The organism is Pigmentiphaga sp. CHJ604 (assembly GCF_036972535.1).
GTDB classification, from domain to species: Bacteria; Pseudomonadota; Gammaproteobacteria; order Burkholderiales; family Burkholderiaceae_B; genus Pigmentiphaga; species Pigmentiphaga daeguensis.
Window position 1 is genome coordinate 3,265,896 of the sequence record NZ_CP136998.1, and the last position, 15,726, is coordinate 3,281,621.

Sequence of the window (15,726 nt, forward strand, 5' to 3'; positions counted from 1 at the left end):
CGAGGGTCCTCCTGGCCGTTACGCGTGCTGGTCGCTTGCGCCGACGCGGGCTTGACGGGTTGCACGGGCTTGGCGACACAGGGCGAGTTTGCGCACGACGACATAGAACACCGGTGTGAGCAGCAAGCCGAACAGCGTCACGCCCAGCATGCCGGCGAACACCGCGATGCCCATGGCGTGGCGCATCTCGGCGCCGGCGCCGGTAGCCAGCACCAGCGGCACCACGCCGGCGATGAAGGCGAACGAGGTCATCAGAATCGGGCGCAGGCGCAAACGCGCGGCTTCCAGCACCGCTGCCAGCGGGTCGGCGCCTTCGTTTTCCTTGGTACGGGCGAACTCCACGATCAAGATGGCGTTCTTGGCGGCCAGGCCGACGAGCACCACGAAACCGATCTGCGTGAAGATGTTGTTGTCCCCTCCGGAGAGCCAGACGCCGGCGATGGCCGAGAGCAGCGCCATGGGCGCAATCAGCAGCACCGCGAACGGCAGCGACCAACTGTTGTACTGGGCCGCCAGGATGAGGAAGGCCAGCAGCACCGCCAGCGGGAAGATGTACAGCGCCGAATTGCCGGCCTGCTTTTCCTGGTAGACCAGGTCCGTCCACTCGTACGCCATCCCTTCGGGCAGCGTTTCGCGGACGATCTTCTCGATTGCGTCGATGGCCTGGCCGGAGGAATAGCCAGGAGCCGGACCGCCGCTGATGTCCGCCGAGGGGAAGCCGTTGTAGTGGATGACTCTATCGGGGCCGGACCCGCGCGTGATGGCCACGAACGCGCTGAGCGGGATCATGTCTCCCGCCGCGTTCCGCACCTTGAGCAGGCCGATGTCGTCGGCCTGCATGCGGAACGGCGCGTCGGCCTGGGCCATGACCCGGTAGGTGCGGCCGAAGCGGTTGAAGTCGTTGACGTAGAGCGACCCGAGGTTGATTTGCAGGGTTTCGAATACGTCGGTCAGCGACACGCCCAGGGACTTGGCCTTCACTCGGTCTATGTCCACCTGCAATTGCGGGGCGTTGGTCTGGAAGCTGGCCAGCATGTTCGCCAGCTCGGGAGCCTGCATGGCCTTGCCCATGATCTGTCCCTGCGCCTCTGCCAGCGCCTCGAACCCCAGCCCGGCCCGGTCCTCGATCTGCAGCTTGAAGCCGCCCATGGCGCCCAGGCCCGGCACCGGCGGCGGCGGGAAGATGCCCACGAAGCCGTCCGGAATCTGGCTGAACTTGCCCATCAGCTTTCCCGCGATGGCATTGGCCGAGAGCGACGGGTCCTTGCGCTCATCGAAGGGGTTGAGCATGGCGAACATCAGCGCCGAATTCGGCACGTTCACCGGACCATTGACCGACAGCCCGGGGAAAGCCACCACGCTCTCGACGCCAGGCTCGGCCAGCGCGATCTCGGACATCTGCTTGACGACGGCCTCGGTGCGGTCGAGCGAGGCGCCGCTCGGCAGTTGAGCGATGCCGACCAGGAAGTACTTGTCCTGGGCCGGCACGAAGCCATTGGGCACCTGGTGGAAGCCCAGCCAGGTCAGCCCCACGAAGCCCGCATACAGCAGCAGCACGATGGCGCTGCCGCGCACCGCCCGGCGCACGGCCCCGACGTAGACGTTCGAAGCGCCGTCGAAGAAGCGGTTGAAGCGCCGAAAGAACCCGCCGAGCACGCTGGCCATCACGCGCGTGAGCCAATCGGACTTGGCCGCATCGTGATGCGGCTTGAGCAGGATGGCCGCGAGCGCGGGCGACAGCGTGAGCGAATTGATGGCCGACAGGATGGTCGAGATGGCGATGGTCAGAGCGAACTGGCGATAGAACTCGCCTTGCAGTCCCGACAGGAAGGCCGAAGGGATGAACACCGCCGCCAGCACCGAAGTAATGGCGAGAATGGGCCCGGTCACCTCATCCATAGCCTTGAGCGCGGCTTGCCTGGGCGATTCGCCCAAGGCCATGTGGCGTTCCACGTTCTCGACCACGACGATGGCGTCGTCCACCACGATGCCTATCGATAGCACCAGACCGAACAAAGACAAGGTGTTCAGCGAAAAGCCGAACCAGTGCATCAGCGCGAAAGTGCCCACCAGCGACACGGGCACGGCCACGAGGGGAATGATGGAGGCGCGCCAGGTTTGCAGGAACAGCACCACCACCAGGACCACCAGGACGATGGCCTCCAGCAGCGTAATGGCCACGGATTGCAGCGAGGCGCGCACGAAGACCGTGGGGTCATAGGCGATCCGGTACTCGATGTCCTGCGGGAAGCCTTGCTGCAGCGCTTGCATCTTGGCACGGACCGCATTGGAGACGTCGATGGCGTTGGCGCCGGGACTTTGAATGATCTGCAAGGCGGGCGCCGATTCGCCGTCGAGCAGGCTGCGCAGAGTGTAGGCATCGGCGCCCAGGGAGACTCGGGCGACGTCGCGCAGCCGGGTAACCTGGCCATCGGCGCCGGTCTTCACGACGATATCGCCGAACTGTTCCTCGCTGGCCAGGCGCCCCAGCGTATTGACCGTCACCTGGAACGCGGCCGAGGTATCCGGCTGCTGCCCCACCGATCCGGCGGCAACCTGGACGTTCTGTTCCCGGAGGGCGGCGACCACGTCGCTGGCGGTCAGCCCGCGCGTGGCCACCGCCGACGGATCCAGCCAGACCCGCATGGAGTACTCCCCGGCGCCCCAGACCAGGACATCGCCGACGCCGGGCAGGCGCGCGAGTTCGTCGCGCACCTGCCGGATGGCGAAGTTCGACAGATAGAGCGAGTCGTACCGCTTTTCCGGCGAGACGAGATGCACGACCATCAACACATCCGGCGAGGTCTTCTGCGTGACGACGCCGATGCGCTGCACTTCCTGCGGCAGCCGCGGCAAGGCGCGCGAAACCCGGTTCTGCACCTGGATCTGCGCCATGTCGGGATCCGTTCCCTGCTTGAACGCAATGGTCAGCACCATCCTGCCGTCGGTGGCCATCTGGGAATTCATGTAGAGCATTCCCTCGACGCCATTGATCGCCTGCTCCAGGGGCGCGGCCACGGTGTCCGCGATCACCTCGGGATTGGCCCCCGGATAGCTCGCCGTGACCTGCACCGTGGGCGGCGTGACCGCGGGGTATTCGCTCAGCGGCAATTGCCAGAAGGCAATCGCACCGGCCAGCAGCATGAGCAAGGACAGGACGATGGCGAAGATCGGCCGGGCAATGAAGAAGTGGGGAAACTTCATTTACGGGCCTCCACCGCGACGGCGGCCTGCTGCATGGGCACCAGCCGTGGCGTGACCGTCATGCCGGGGCGCACCAGGCCCTTGATGATGATCCTTTCGCCGGCCTGCAAACCGCCGTTGACGATGCGCAGCCCGTCCACCACCTGCCCCAGCTCGACCGGGCGATACTCGGCCTGATTGTCTTTGCCCACGACCAGCACATAGTTCTTCCCCTGATCGGTGCCCACGGCCTGGTCGTTGACGAGAATGGTCTGGCGCTCGTCGCCGGTGGACAGCCTGACGCGGGCGAACAGGCCCGGCGCCAGCTGGCCATCGGGGTTCGGCACGACGGCGCGTGCGCGGATCGTGCCGGTGCTGCGGTCGATCCTGTTGCCCACGAAGTCGAGCACGCCCTTGTAGGGAAAGCCTTTGTCCGTGGTCAGTCCCATCTCGACAGGCAGCGATGCCTTGCCGCGGCCGGCGTCAGGCCGGGCCCGTCTCACGGCATTGAGGTAAGTCGCCTCGTCAATGTCGAAATAGACATACATGGGGTCGATCGACACGATCGTGGTCAGCAGCGTGGCAGTGCCGGTTGCGCCGCCGCTGACCAGATTGCCCTCGGTCACCAGCACCCTGTCGACGCGCCCGGAAATGGGCGCCGTGATGCGCGCGTAGGACAGGTCGAGCCGCGCAGCGGCGACCGCCGCGTTGGCCACCTGCACCTCGGCTTGCCGTGCCTTGCGCGCGGAGGCCGCGTCGTCATAGACCTTGCGCGAGACCGCGCCGGTGGTCACCAGCCGCTCGGCGCGGTCGAAATCCGCCTGGGCCTGGCTGGCCAGCACCTCGGCCTGGCGCAATTGCGCCGTGGCGGTGTCCAGCGCGACCTGGAACGGGCGCGGGTCGATCTGGAACAACGGCTGTCCCTTGCGCACGAGGCTGCCTTCGGGAACGCTGACCGCATCGACGGTCCCGCCCACACGCGAGCGCAGTTCGACGGTCTTGGGAGCGGCCAGGAAACCGGTGAACTCGGTGGATGGCGCGATGCTGCGCCTGATGACCTCGGCCACGGGCACCTGCGGCGCCGCCGGCGCGCCGGCGGGCGCTTCCTTGGGTGAAGCGGCCGCCTTGCCTCCGTCCTTGGAAGCATCGCTGGCGGCGAACGCTATCCCCCCAGCCACCGCAATAGCACTCGCCACCACGGCAATTTTGAATTTTCGACGCATGGTCTTGCCCCTTTTCCGTGCAGCAGGGCTTCGGCCCTTCCGAAGCGTCTCTGCAGAAATTTTCGGCAAGGCTAGGCGTTGCCACGGCGGGAAGGTCAAGCCGTCCGCGGAAAATCTCCATGCGGCATGGGTTTGGCCGTAAGGCTACCGTTGAAACGAAACCACATTCCCGGGGCTTGACCTTCCCACGATGTCAAGCCTTAAGCTGGCTTCAAGTCGAACTTCACTATGGGAAGCAAATCATGAGCACGCCACGTACCAGCGATGCCGGCGCCGCAGCAGCCACGATAAGCCTGCCTATCGAGGGCATGACCTGCGCAAGCTGCGTCGGCCGGGGCGAGGCGGCCCTGGCCAAGGGAGCGCGTGCCGGCGGTGGACGGCGCGAGGTGGACACCAGGCTGACGCCTCCGCGCATTCGCGGCTGAGCCGATGTGAAATTCTTTTCGCAGCTTGACGGATAACCTACCTACTAGTAGATTGACGACACATTGGGCGTCGACACGGAGGTTTGGAGATGTCCAGCCCGCCCCCCAGCGGTTTGACGGAACTTGCCATGAACGAAGACCTTTCCCCCAAGGCGGCCGAGATTGCCGCGCATGCGCGATCGTTGATTGAAGCCGGCGGCTACAACAGCTTCAGCTATGCCGACATTTCCGATCGGGTGCATATCAGCAAAGCCAGCATCCATCACCATTTCCCCAGCAAGGCGGAGTTGGTCCGGGTCGTAGTGGCACGGTATCGCGAGGAAGCACGGGAAGGCATGGTTGCGCTCGATCGGCAGCTCGCGGATCCATTGGCGGAGCTCAACGCCTACGTGGATTATTGGTCCGCGTGCATCCGCGGCGGCACTTCCTCGTTCTGCATTTGCGCGCTGCTGGCCGTCGAATTGCCGACGATCCCCAAAGAGATTGCGGCTGAAGTCCAAGGACACTTCCAGGATCTGGCTGCGTGGCTCACATCGCTGCTCAAGAAGGGAGTGGCCAAGGGACAGTTCCGCCTGCAAGGCAGTCCGGCCGTCGAAGCAAAAGCTTTCATGTCGGCGGTACATGGGGCCATGCTTGCCGCCCGGGGCTTCGGCGACCCACAAATCTTCCAGGCACTTGCCCCTCTGGCGGTCAACAGGCTGACTTCAACCGTCTGAACCGGGCGGGAACGGACAGGTGCGCTCTTTTTTTGCCATACCAGTCTACCAACTAGTAGGTAAATATCATTGGCGCCCGACCCGGCGCCGGTCTTTCATCCGTAGCTTGAGAGAGGTTCTCCATGGTTCACTCCATCTCGCCCCTGGGCGCGATCCATACCGCCATCAGTCTGGTGCCCGTCGTTGCAGGCATCCATGGCTTTGCCCGCTATGGCAAGATCGACGCGGCTACGCGTTCCGGCAAGATCTATCTGGTCGGCCTGACGCTATCGGTGATCACATCCTTCGGCATATCCAGCACGGGCGGCTTGAATCGCGGACATGCGTTTGGCCTGCTGGTGCTTCTTGTGGCGTTCGGGGGCCTCTTCGCATCCAGGCTGACTTTCCTGGGCAGGCTCGCCCCGTATCTGTCCGCCTTCGGACTGTCTTTCAGCTTTTTCCTGTCGCTGGTTCCAGGCACCAACGAAACGCTCACCCGCCTGCCCCCTTCGCACCCGCTGGCCGATGGTCCTCAGTCCCCCGCGGTGCTGGCCGTGCTGCTGCTCTGGTTCGGGCTTTTCATCGTAGGATTTGCCGCGCAATGCTGGCTGATCCATGTACGCAACAAGGGCGTGGTCCGTGCATCGACCCGTTCAACTTGAGATGGCGGAAAGGAAGAACGCGGCGTCCATGCGAAGGCCGGGGCATGACGAGGTCGTTGGGGGAGTTTGCCCGTTTCTGGACAAGCGGAAGTCGTGCCGGAATGAAAAAAGGGGCGAAAGCCCCTTTTCAACGATTTGCAGGCGTCGACAAGCCTGCAAATCAAAATCTGGAGCGGGAAACGAGTCTCGAACTCGCGACCTCAACCTTGGCAAGGTTGCGCTCTACCAACTGAGCTATTCCCGCATCTACGCTGCAATTTTGTGCAGCGAGAAAAGAACTATAGCAAATAAAAAATTATCGTGTCAAATCACCCCCGGTACGACCGCTCGCCGCGAACCCTAAGAAAAACGCCGCACCGGCGATCCGGTGCGGCGCTCGAGGCAAGGCGATTACTGCAGGGTGCGGGTGAAGACGAAGCGTCCTTCGCTCCAGTCCACCGGCACCACGTCCTTCGGGCCGAACTTGCCCTCCAGGATCAGCTTGGCCACGGGGTTCTCGATCTCCTGCTGGATCGCGCGCTTCAACGGCCGCGCGCCGAACACGGGATCGAAGCCGGCACGCGCGATCTGGGCGATGGCCTCGTCCGAGACCTCCAGCCGCATGTCCATCTTCGCCAGCCGCTCGCCCAGGCGCTGCAACTGCACCCGCGCGATGGATTCGATGTGCTTGGCATCCAGCCCGTGGAACACCACGACCTCGTCGATCCGGTTCAGGAACTCCGGACGGAAGTGCTGCTTGATCTCGTCCCACACCACGGCCTTGATGACGTCGTACTGCTGTCCGGCCATGGCCTGGATCTGTTGCGAGGCCAGGTTGGACGTCATGACGATGACCGTATTGCGGAAGTCGACCGTGCGCCCCTGCCCGTCGGTCAGCCGCCCGTCGTCCAGCACCTGCAGCAGCACGTTGAAGACGTCCGGGTGGGCCTTCTCGATCTCGTCGAGCAGGATCACGCTGTACGGCTTGCGCCGCACGGCCTCTGTCAGGTAGCCGCCCTCTTCATAGCCGACGTATCCCGGCGGCGCGCCGATCAGGCGGGCCACCGAGTGCTTCTCCATGAACTCGCTCATGTCGATGCGCACCATGTGGTCGTCGGCGTCGAACAGGAATCCGGCCAGCGCCTTGGTCAGCTCGGTCTTGCCCACACCGGTCGGCCCCAGGAACAGGAACGAGCCGTAGGGCCGCTGCGGATCGGACAGGCCGGCGCGCGAACGGCGGATGGCGTCGGACACGAGACGCACGGCCTCGTCCTGGCCGATCACGCGCTCGTGCAGCTTCTCTTCCATGTGCAGCAGCTTGGCGCGTTCGCCCTGCAGCATCTTGGAGACGGGAATGCCCGTCGCGCGCGAGACGACCTCGGCGATTTCCTCGGCGCCGACTTCCGTGCGCAAGAGCTTGGGCTTGTCCGCCTCGATCGCCTTCTCGTTGCCTTCCGCGGACTTCAGGCGGGCCTCCAGCTCGGGCAGCTTGCCGTACTGCAGTTCGGCCAGCTTGTCGAACTGGCCCTTGCGCTGCAGCTCGCTCATCTCGGCGCGCACTTTCTCGATCTCTTCCTTGATCGATTGGGCGCCCTGGACGGCGGCCTTCTCGGCCTTCCAGACTTCCTCGTAGTCGTTGTACTCGCGCTCGAGCTTGCCCAGCTCTTCCTCGAGCAGTTGCAGCCGGCGCTGGGAAGCCTCGTCGGTTTCCTTCTTGACCGCCTCGCGCTCGATCTTGAGCTGGATCATGCGGCGGTCGAGCTTGTCCATGACCTCCGGCTTGGAATCGATTTCCATGCGGATGCGCGCCGCCGCCTCGTCGATGAGGTCGATGGCCTTGTCCGGCAGGAAGCGATCGGTGATATAGCGATTGGACAGCTCGGCCGCGGCGACGATGGCCGGGTCGGTGATGTCCACGCCGTGGTGCAGCTCATAGCGCTCCTGCAAGCCCCGCAGGATGGCGATGGTGGCCTCCACCGAGGGCTCGCCCACCAGCACTTTCTGGAAGCGGCGCTCGAGCGCGGCGTCCTTTTCGATGTACTTGCGGTACTCGTCCAGCGTGGTCGCGCCTATGCAGTGCAGTTCGCCGCGCGCCAGCGCCGGCTTGAGCATGTTGCCGGCATCCATGGCGCCCTCGGCCTTGCCCGCGCCGACCATGGTGTGAAGCTCGTCGATGAAGACGATGTTCTTGCCCTCGTCCTGGGCAAGCTCCTTGAGCACGGCCTTCAGCCGTTCCTCGAACTCGCCGCGGAACTTGGCGCCGGCCAGGAGGCCCGCCATGTCGAGCGACAGCACCCGCTTGCCCTTCAGGGACTCGGGCACCTCGTCGTTGACGATGCGCTGGGCCAGGCCCTCGACGATGGCGGTCTTGCCCACGCCGGGCTCGCCGATCAGCACGGGGTTGTTCTTGGTGCGGCGCTGCAGGATCTGGATGGTGCGGCGGATCTCGTCGTCGCGGCCGATGACCGGGTCGAGCTTGCCCTGGCGGGCCCGCTCGGTCAGGTCCAGGGTGTATTTCTTCAGGGACTCGCGATTGCTTTCGCCTTCCTGCGAATCGACCGGCGCGCCGCCGCGCACGGCGTCGATGGCGGTCTCGAGCGCCTTGCGCTGCAGCCCGGCCTCGCGCAGCAGGCGGCCGGCCTCGCCCTTGTCGTCGGCCAGGGCCAGCAGGAAGAGCTCGCTGGCGATATAGGTGTCGCCGCGGTTGGCCGCTTCCTTGTCGACCTTGTTGAACAGGGACTGGAGATCGCGGCTGATCTGGATGTTGGCATCGCTGCCCTGAACCTGCGACAGGCGGCCGATGGCGGCATTGACCTCGGGGGTCAGCTTGCTGACGGCCACGCCCGCGCGCGCCAGCAGGCTGCCCGCGCCGCTTTCGGCATCGGCCAGCAGCGCCGCCAGGACGTGCAGGGGTTCTATGTAGGGGTTGTCGTTGCGCGCAGCCAGGCTCTGCGCGTCTGCCAGGGCCTGCTGGAACTTGGTGGTGAGTCGGTCGATTCGCATTGTTTTCACGCCAATAAGTGGGGGCCGCGGGCCCGGATACTCTGGATGTGAGGTCGATTCGAACGGTTTCAATCCCCCTACATTGCGCAGGGGGATAGAAGGTTATACCACCCCGAAGACTACCCCCGCAGCCGGTCCAGCGCCTCGTCCAGCCTGTCCACTGCCCAGACCTCCATGCCCTCGATGGGCTGGCGTGGGGCGTTGGCCTTGGGAATCAGCGCCACGCTGAAGCCGAGCTTGGCCGCTTCGCGCAGGCGTTCCTGGCCGCGCGGCGCGGGCCGGATCTCGCCGGCCAGGCCCACTTCCCCGAAGGCCACCAGGCCGCGCGGCAGGGGCCGGTTGCGCATGGAGGACACGATGGCCAGCAGCACCGGCAGGTCCGCCGCGGGTTCGGTGATGCGAACGCCGCCCACGGCATTGACGAAGACGTCCTGGTCGAAGGCCGCGGTGCCGGCGTGCCGGTGCAGCACCGCCAGCAGCATGGCCAGCCGGTTGCCTTCCAGCCCGACCGACAGGCGGCGCGGATTGGGGGCGTTAGCCGAATCCACCAGCGCCTGGATCTCGACCAGCAGCGGACGGCTGCCCTCCTGCGTGACCATGACGCACGAGCCGGACACCTGCTGCTGGTGCTGGGACAGGAACAGCGCCGACGGGTTGGCGACCCCCTTCAGCCCGCGGTCGGTCATGGCGAAGACGCCCAGTTCGTTGACCGCGCCGAAACGGTTCTTGAACGCGCGCACCAGCCGGAAGGACGAATGGGTGTCGCCTTCGAAGTACAGCACGGTGTCGACGATGTGCTCGAGCACCCTGGGCCCCGCCAGCGCGCCTTCCTTGGTGACGTGGCCGATCATGACGATGGTCACGCCGGTCTGCTTGGCCGTGCGGGTGAGCTGGGCCGCGCACTCGCGCACCTGGGCCACCGAGCCCGGCGCCGAGCTGAGCTGCTCGGAATACAGGGTCTGGATGGAGTCGATCACGGCGACTTCCGGCGCGGTTTCGGCCAGCGCCGCCTGGATGGCTTCCAGGCGTATCTCGGCCAGCAGGTCGACGTTGCCCGTATCCAGGCCCAGCCGGCGCGCCCGCAGCGCGACCTGGTCGCCGGACTCCTCGCCCGTCACGTACAGGACCCGGCGGCTGGCCGACAACGCCGCCAGCGCCTGCAGCAGCAGCGTCGACTTGCCTATGCCCGGATCGCCGCCGATCAGCACCACCGCGCCGGCCACCATGCCGCCGCCCAGCACGCGGTCGAATTCGTCGATGCCGGTGGGAAAGCGCGGCATTTCGCGCGCCTCGATATCGGCCAGCTTGCGCACCGGCGTGCTGGCCGCCAGCGGCGCGTAGCGGTGGCCGGCCGCGGCGCCGGCGCTGGCCGCCGCCACGGTTTCCTCCAGCGTGTTCCAGCCGCCGCAATGGGGGCACTTACCCTGCCATTTGGGCGCGGTGCCGCCGCACTCGGTGCAGACATAGACGGTCTTGGCCTTGGCCATGGTCACTCCTCGAAATGCATGGGCACGCGCGGGGCGACCGCGCACAGCAGCTCGTAGCCGATGGTGCCGGCGGCCGTCGCCACGTCGTCCACCGACAGGCCCTCGTCGCCCCACAGCGTGACCGGCGCGCCGGCCTGGGCCCGCGGCACGGGACCGAGGTCGACCGCCAGCATGTCCATGGAGACGCGTCCCAGCAGCCGGGTGCGCACTCCGTCGACGACCACCGGCGTACCGGTGGGCGCATGGCGCGGATAGCCGTCGGCATAGCCGCACGCCACCACGCCCACGCGCATCGGTCCCTCGGCCCGGTACATGCCGCCGTAGCCGACGGCGTCGCCGGCCCGCAGTTCCTGGGTGCCGATGAGCCGCGACTTCAGCGCCATGGCCGGCACGAGCCCCAGCGACTCGGCGCTTTCGTCGGCGAAAGGCGTCGCGCCGTAGAGCGCGATGCCGGGCCGCGCCCAGTCGCCCGCCACCTCCGGGTAGCGCAGGCTGGCGGCGGAATTGCAGAGGCTGACCGGTCCGGGCAGCCCCGCGGTCGCCCGGCGGAACACCTCCAGCTGGGCCCCGATGCCCTCTGCCGTATCGGCGGTGGAGAAATGGGTCATGTGGCCGACCTGGCCCAGCCGGCCCTCGGCCTGCAAGGCCGCGAGTCCGGCATGCGCGCCGGCGTAGGCGTCCGGGCTGAAGCCCAGGCGGTTCATGCCGCTGTTGAGCTTGAGGAAGACGTCCACGGCACGCGGCAGCCGGGCCTGCCGCAGCAGCGCCAGCTGGTCCGCATGATGCACCGCCGTGGTCAGGCCGTACCGGCCGACCGCGTCCAGGTCGGCGGCCTCGAAGATGCCTTCCAGGAGCAGGATGGGCCCGGTCCATCCTGCTTCGCGGCAGCGCACGGCCTCGGACAGGTCCAGCATGGCCAGGCCGTCGGCCCGCGCGAATCCGGCCACCGCGCGTTCGATGCCATGCCCATAGGCATTGGCTTTGATGACGGCCCAGATCCTGGCCCTGCCGCCATCGGGACGGGCGGCATCGAGCCGGCGGCGGACGACATCCAGGTTGTGGGAAAACGCGTGGCGTGAAACGGTGGCGAAGATGGGACGGGGCATGGCGCAAAAGAGGACCGGCGCGGCGCGCCGGGATGGCAAAAGGAAAGTGTAGCCCTTGAGCGCCGGCCGCGCAGGACATCCCTGTCCACACCGTCGTCGCGGCGAACCGGTATCATCGGCGCCGGATTCCCAGGTCTAGCCATGTCCGCCGGTCACTACGAAAACTTCCCCGTCGCTTCGCTGCTGCTGCCCCCGCGCCTGCGGACGGCGGTGCTGGATATCTACCGCTACGCGCGCGCCGCCGACGACATCGCCGACGAGGGAGACGCATCCGACCGGGAACGCCTGGCCGCGCTGGCGCGCTTCGGCGCCGGGCTGGACTGGATCGGGGAAGGCGCACGGGCGCAACCGCCCGCCCCCGAGCTGGCCGCCATCTTCGTCCCGCTGGCCTCCACCGTCGCCCGGCATCGCCTGCCGCTCGTCCCCTTCCGCCGCCTGCTGTCGGCATTCGCCCAGGACGTGACCGTCAAGCGCTACGAGGACTTCGCGGCCCTGCGCGACTATTGCCATCGCTCGGCCGACCCCGTGGGCGAGTTGATGCTGCACCTGTACGAGGCCGCCACGCCGCGCAACCTGGCCTGGTCGGACGCGATCTGCACCGGGCTGCAGCTGACCAACTTCTGGCAGGACGTGGCCGTGGACTGGGGCAAGCACCGGGTCTATATTCCCCGGGAGGACCTGGCCCGCCACGGCGTGGCCGAGGCCGACATCGCGGCGGGCCGATGCTCGCCGGCGTGGCGCGCGCTGATGGCGTTCGAGGTCGACCGGGCACGGGCGCTGTTACACTCCGGAGCGCCGCTGGCGCGGGCCCTGCCGGGCCGCATCGGCTGGGAACTGCGCCTGGTCGTCCAAGGCGGGCTGCGCATCCTGGAACGCATCGAAGCCGGCGGGTACGACGTCTTCCGGGCCCGGCCGGTACTGAAGAAAACCGAGTGGCTGAAGCTTGCCTGGCGCGCGCTGCGCATGCCCCAAGCGACGCCCGCACCCCCTCCCCATCATGACGCCTGACCAGTACTGCCAGGAGAAGGCCGCGCAGAGCGGCTCCAGTTTCTACTACAGCTTCCTGTTCCTGCCACCCGAGCGCCGGCGCGCCATCACCGCGCTGTACGCGCTGTGCCGCCAATTGGACGACACGGTGGACGAAGCCAGCGACGCCTCGGTGGCCCGCCTGAAGCTGGCCTGGTGGCGGACCGAGATCGAACGTCTGTTCGACGGCAAGCCCGAGCATCCCGTCACCCGTGCCCTCGCCCCCCACCTGGTCGCCTGCGGCATCACCCGGGACCGCCTGCTGGAGATCGTGGACGGCATGGAGATGGACCTGGACCAGACGCGCTACCTGGACTACCCCGCGCTGCAACGCTACTGCCGCCGGGCGGCCGGCGTCGTCGGCGAACTGTCGGCGGGCATCTTCGGCTACGCCGATGCGCGGACGCTGGACTACGCCGACCGCCTGGGGCTGGCGTTCCAGCTCACCAACATCATCCGCGACGTCGGCGACGACGCCCGCAAGGGCCGCATCTACCTGCCGGTCAACGAATTGCAGCAGTTCGACGTCAAGGCGGCCGACATCCTGAACGGCCGTTATTCGGACAATTTCTCGGCCCTGATGCGCTTCCAGTGCGAGCGGGCGCGGCGTGCCTATCGCGAGGCGCTGGCGCTGCTGCCGCCCGAGGACCGGCGGCCCCAGCGCCCGGGCCTGATGATGGCCGCCATCTACCACGCGCTGCTGGACGAGATCGAACGGTCCGGCTACCAGGTCCTGCACCAGCGCATTTCGCTGACGCCGCTGCGCAAGTTCTGGCTGGCGTGGAAGACCTACGTGACCGGTGGCCGGGCCCTGTGGCGCCAGATCGGAAGCTGAGCGGCCCGCGCCGCGCGGCGGTGGTCGGCGCCGGATGGGCGGGCCTGGCGGCCGCGCACGTCCTGGCCGGCCGCGGCTACGCGGTCACGGTGTACGAGGCGGCCCGCGAGGTAGGCGGCCGCGCGCGCACCGTCGCCGCCCGTCCCGGCGGCCCCGCCTTCTCCGCCCCGCTGGACAATGGCCAGCATCTGCTGCTGGGCGCCTACACCGAAACCCTTGCGCTGATGCGCGAGCTTGGCCAGGACCCCGATGCCTTGCTGCTTCGCGCCCCGCTGCGGCTGGCCTCCGCCGATGGACGCTTCGCCTTGCGCGCGCCCCGCCTGCCCTCGCCGCTGCACGGCGTGGCCGCGCTGCTGGGCGCGCGCGGCCTGAGCGCCGGCGCGCGCTGGGCGGCGCTGCGCTTCGTGCTGGGACTGCGCGCGCAGGGATGGCTGGCGGCGGGCCGGGACCCGATGCCCGGACAGGCCGGCGGCTCGCCCACGGTCGCGCGCCTGCTCGCCACCTGGAACCAGCCACGGGAAGCCGTCGCGCGCCTGTGGCGCCCGCTGTGCCTGGCCGCGCTCAATACCCCTCCTGAACAGGCCTGCGCCCGTCTGTTCGCCGCCGTGTTGCGCGATAGCCTGGACGCGCCGCGCAGCCACAGCGACCTGCTGCTGCCGCGCTGCGACCTGTCCAGCCTGTGGCCGCGCGCGGCCGCGGCCCGCCATCAATTGCGCCGTGGACAAGCGGTGCGGGAACTGGTGCCTGGCGACGAGCGCGTGCTGGTCGATGGCGAGCCCTATGCGGCCGCCGTGCTGGCCGTCCCGCCGGGCATCGCGGCCCGCCTGCTGCCCCCCCATCCCGCCATGCAGGCGGTCCGGCAGGCGCTGCGCGCCTTCCGCCATCTGCCCATCGCCACGCTGACCGTGCGGCTCGCGGCGCCGTTCCGGCTTGCGTTTCCCATGTTGATGCTGACGGAAGACGCCGCGCGCGGGCACCTGGGCCAATGGGTATTCGACCGGCGCGCCCTGCTGGGCCACGATGAAGGACACGGGGAACTCGCCGTCGTGGTCAGCGCGGCATCGGACTTCGAAGGGCGGGACCGCGCCGCGTGCGCGGCGGGCCTGCTCGATCAATTGCGGGAACAATTGGCCGGCCAGGGCGCGGGCGGCATGCCGCCGGTGCAAGACTGGGAATTGCTGGTCGACAAGCGCGCGACCTTCGCCGCCGTGCCGGACCTGGCGCGGCCGGGCAATGCCACGGCCTGGCCGCGGCTGGCGCTGTGCGGGGATTGGACGGATACGGGCTACCCAGGCACGCTGGAAGGCGCCGTCCGCAGCGGGCTCGAGGCCGGCCGCCTGCTGGCAGACGCTGCGGACGCACGCGGCTGACCCGCGCCGCGCCCTCACTCCTGCCCGGACTCCCAGCGGCGGGCCGCCTCGTCGTCGGAATCGCGCGCCTCGACCCAACGATCGCCCCGGCCCGTGGCCTCCTTCTTCCAGAACGGCGCCTGCGTCTTCAGGTAGTCCATGATGAACTCGCAGGCGGCGAAGCACGCGCCGCGATGCCGCCCCGCCACGCCCACGAAGACGATCTGGTCCAGCGCCCGCAGCGTGCCGACGCGATGAATGACCCGTACGGCGTTCAGCGTCCAGCGTTCCCGGGCCTGCCGGACGATGTCGGCCAGCGCCTTCTCGGTCATGCCGGGATAGTGTTCGAGCGTCAGCGACGAGACGCTGTCGCCTTCGTTGATGTCGCGCACGGTGCCGACGAAGGTGACGACGGCCCCCACCGACGGGTCGGCCCGCAGCGCGGCGATTTCCGCGCCGGCGTCGAAGTCGGCGGTCTGGACGCTGATGGACATGTCACCCTCCGGTGACGGGTGGAAAGAAAGCGACCTCGTCGCCGGCCTGCAGACGTTCGGAGGCCTGCACCATCGTGTGGTTGCGCGCGGCGCGCACGGCGCGCTCGGGAGCCAGCGCCGCGGCCCAGGCGCCGCCGCGCCCGGCCAGCCACGACCGCAGTTCGCCCACGGTACGCACCGTCTCGGGCAGTTCGGCCGCTTCCCTTTCCCGGCCCAGGGCTTCGCGCAGCGATGCGAAATACAGGATGTCGACGTTCAT

At 67.8% G+C, this 15,726-nt stretch carries 13 protein-coding genes and 1 tRNA gene; 6 read left to right on the plus strand and 8 right to left on the minus strand.

The genetic code is table 11. The features are described 5' to 3' along the window. Positions 1 to 18 precede the first annotated feature (18 nt). Positions 19 to 3,204: an efflux RND transporter permease subunit gene (locus tag R4823_RS15755; protein ID WP_338615379.1), complete on the minus strand. Its 3,186-nt coding sequence runs from the start codon at positions 3,202 to 3,204 to the stop codon at positions 19 to 21. Continuing rightward, entirely contained in the window at positions 3,201 to 4,406 is a 1,206-nt protein-coding gene (locus tag R4823_RS15760; RefSeq protein WP_338615380.1) for an efflux RND transporter periplasmic adaptor subunit, read from the minus strand. The genes R4823_RS15755 and R4823_RS15760 overlap by 4 nt, the downstream gene beginning before the upstream one ends. 242 nt (positions 4,407 to 4,648) lie before the next feature. Between R4823_RS15760 and R4823_RS15765 the strand changes: the two genes are divergently transcribed. The 3 genes from R4823_RS15765 (at position 4,649) to R4823_RS15775 (ending at position 6,188) form a co-directional block, all read left to right on the plus strand. Further along, a complete protein-coding gene (locus R4823_RS15765; protein ID WP_338615382.1) occupies positions 4,649 to 4,831 on the plus strand; it encodes a heavy metal-associated domain-containing protein in 183 nt (60 codons plus the stop codon). Positions 4,832 to 4,959: 128 nt separating this feature from the next. Continuing rightward, complete coding sequence (locus tag R4823_RS15770; RefSeq protein ID WP_087836931.1) at positions 4,960 to 5,547, plus strand: TetR/AcrR family transcriptional regulator; 588 nt, start codon at positions 4,960 to 4,962, stop codon at positions 5,545 to 5,547. Positions 5,548 to 5,669: 122 nt separating this feature from the next. Then, positions 5,670 to 6,188, plus strand: a complete 519-nt coding sequence (locus R4823_RS15775) for a hypothetical protein (RefSeq protein ID WP_338615384.1) — start codon at positions 5,670 to 5,672, stop codon at positions 6,186 to 6,188. Positions 6,189 to 6,356: 168 nt separating this feature from the next. Here the strand turns inward: R4823_RS15775 and R4823_RS15780 are convergent. The 4 genes from R4823_RS15780 to alr form a co-directional block, all read right to left on the minus strand. Next, positions 6,357 to 6,432, minus strand: a tRNA-Gly gene (locus R4823_RS15780). 146 nt (positions 6,433 to 6,578) lie between these two features. After that, positions 6,579 to 9,170, minus strand: a complete 2,592-nt coding sequence (gene clpB / locus R4823_RS15785; protein WP_087836992.1) for an ATP-dependent chaperone ClpB — start codon at positions 9,168 to 9,170, stop codon at positions 6,579 to 6,581. 119 nt (positions 9,171 to 9,289) lie between these two features. Continuing rightward, positions 9,290 to 10,657 carry a DNA repair protein RadA gene (radA, locus tag R4823_RS15790; protein ID WP_087836991.1) on the minus strand — a complete coding sequence of 456 codons (1,368 nt, stop codon included), beginning with the start codon at positions 10,655 to 10,657 and terminating at the stop codon, positions 9,290 to 9,292. Positions 10,658 to 10,659: 2 nt separating this feature from the next. Continuing rightward, the gene (gene alr / locus R4823_RS15795; RefSeq protein ID WP_087836990.1) at positions 10,660 to 11,763 is read right to left on the minus strand and encodes an alanine racemase; all 1,104 of its coding nucleotides are present in this window, start codon (positions 11,761 to 11,763) and stop codon (positions 10,660 to 10,662) included. A 141-nt stretch (positions 11,764 to 11,904) separates the two neighbouring features. Between alr and hpnC the strand changes: the two genes are divergently transcribed. From hpnC to hpnE, 3 genes are read left to right on the plus strand one after another with little or no spacing between them, the layout of a single operon-like run. Continuing rightward, positions 11,905 to 12,771: a squalene synthase HpnC gene (gene hpnC, locus R4823_RS15800; RefSeq protein WP_087836989.1), complete on the plus strand. Its 867-nt coding sequence runs from the start codon at positions 11,905 to 11,907 to the stop codon at positions 12,769 to 12,771. Further along, positions 12,761 to 13,624 carry a presqualene diphosphate synthase HpnD gene (gene hpnD, locus R4823_RS15805; RefSeq protein WP_132978733.1) on the plus strand — a complete coding sequence of 288 codons (864 nt, stop codon included), beginning with the start codon at positions 12,761 to 12,763 and terminating at the stop codon, positions 13,622 to 13,624. The genes hpnC and hpnD overlap by 11 nt, the downstream gene beginning before the upstream one ends. Beyond that, a complete protein-coding gene (hpnE, locus tag R4823_RS15810; RefSeq protein ID WP_243724326.1) occupies positions 13,603 to 14,994 on the plus strand; it encodes a hydroxysqualene dehydroxylase HpnE in 1,392 nt (463 codons plus the stop codon). Before hpnD ends, hpnE begins: the two co-directional genes overlap by 22 nt. Before the next feature lie 14 nt (positions 14,995 to 15,008). Here hpnE and moaE read toward each other — a convergent pair whose 3' ends face one another. Together moaE and moaD are read right to left on the minus strand one after the other, a co-directional pair. Beyond that, on the minus strand, positions 15,009 to 15,467 hold the full coding sequence (gene moaE / locus R4823_RS15815; protein ID WP_087840650.1) for a molybdopterin synthase catalytic subunit MoaE: 459 nt from the start codon (positions 15,465 to 15,467) through the stop codon (positions 15,009 to 15,011). A gap of 1 nt (position 15,468) precedes the next feature. After that, the gene (moaD, locus tag R4823_RS15820) at positions 15,469 to 15,726 is read right to left on the minus strand and encodes a molybdopterin converting factor subunit 1 (RefSeq protein WP_087840649.1); all 258 of its coding nucleotides are present in this window, start codon (positions 15,724 to 15,726) and stop codon (positions 15,469 to 15,471) included.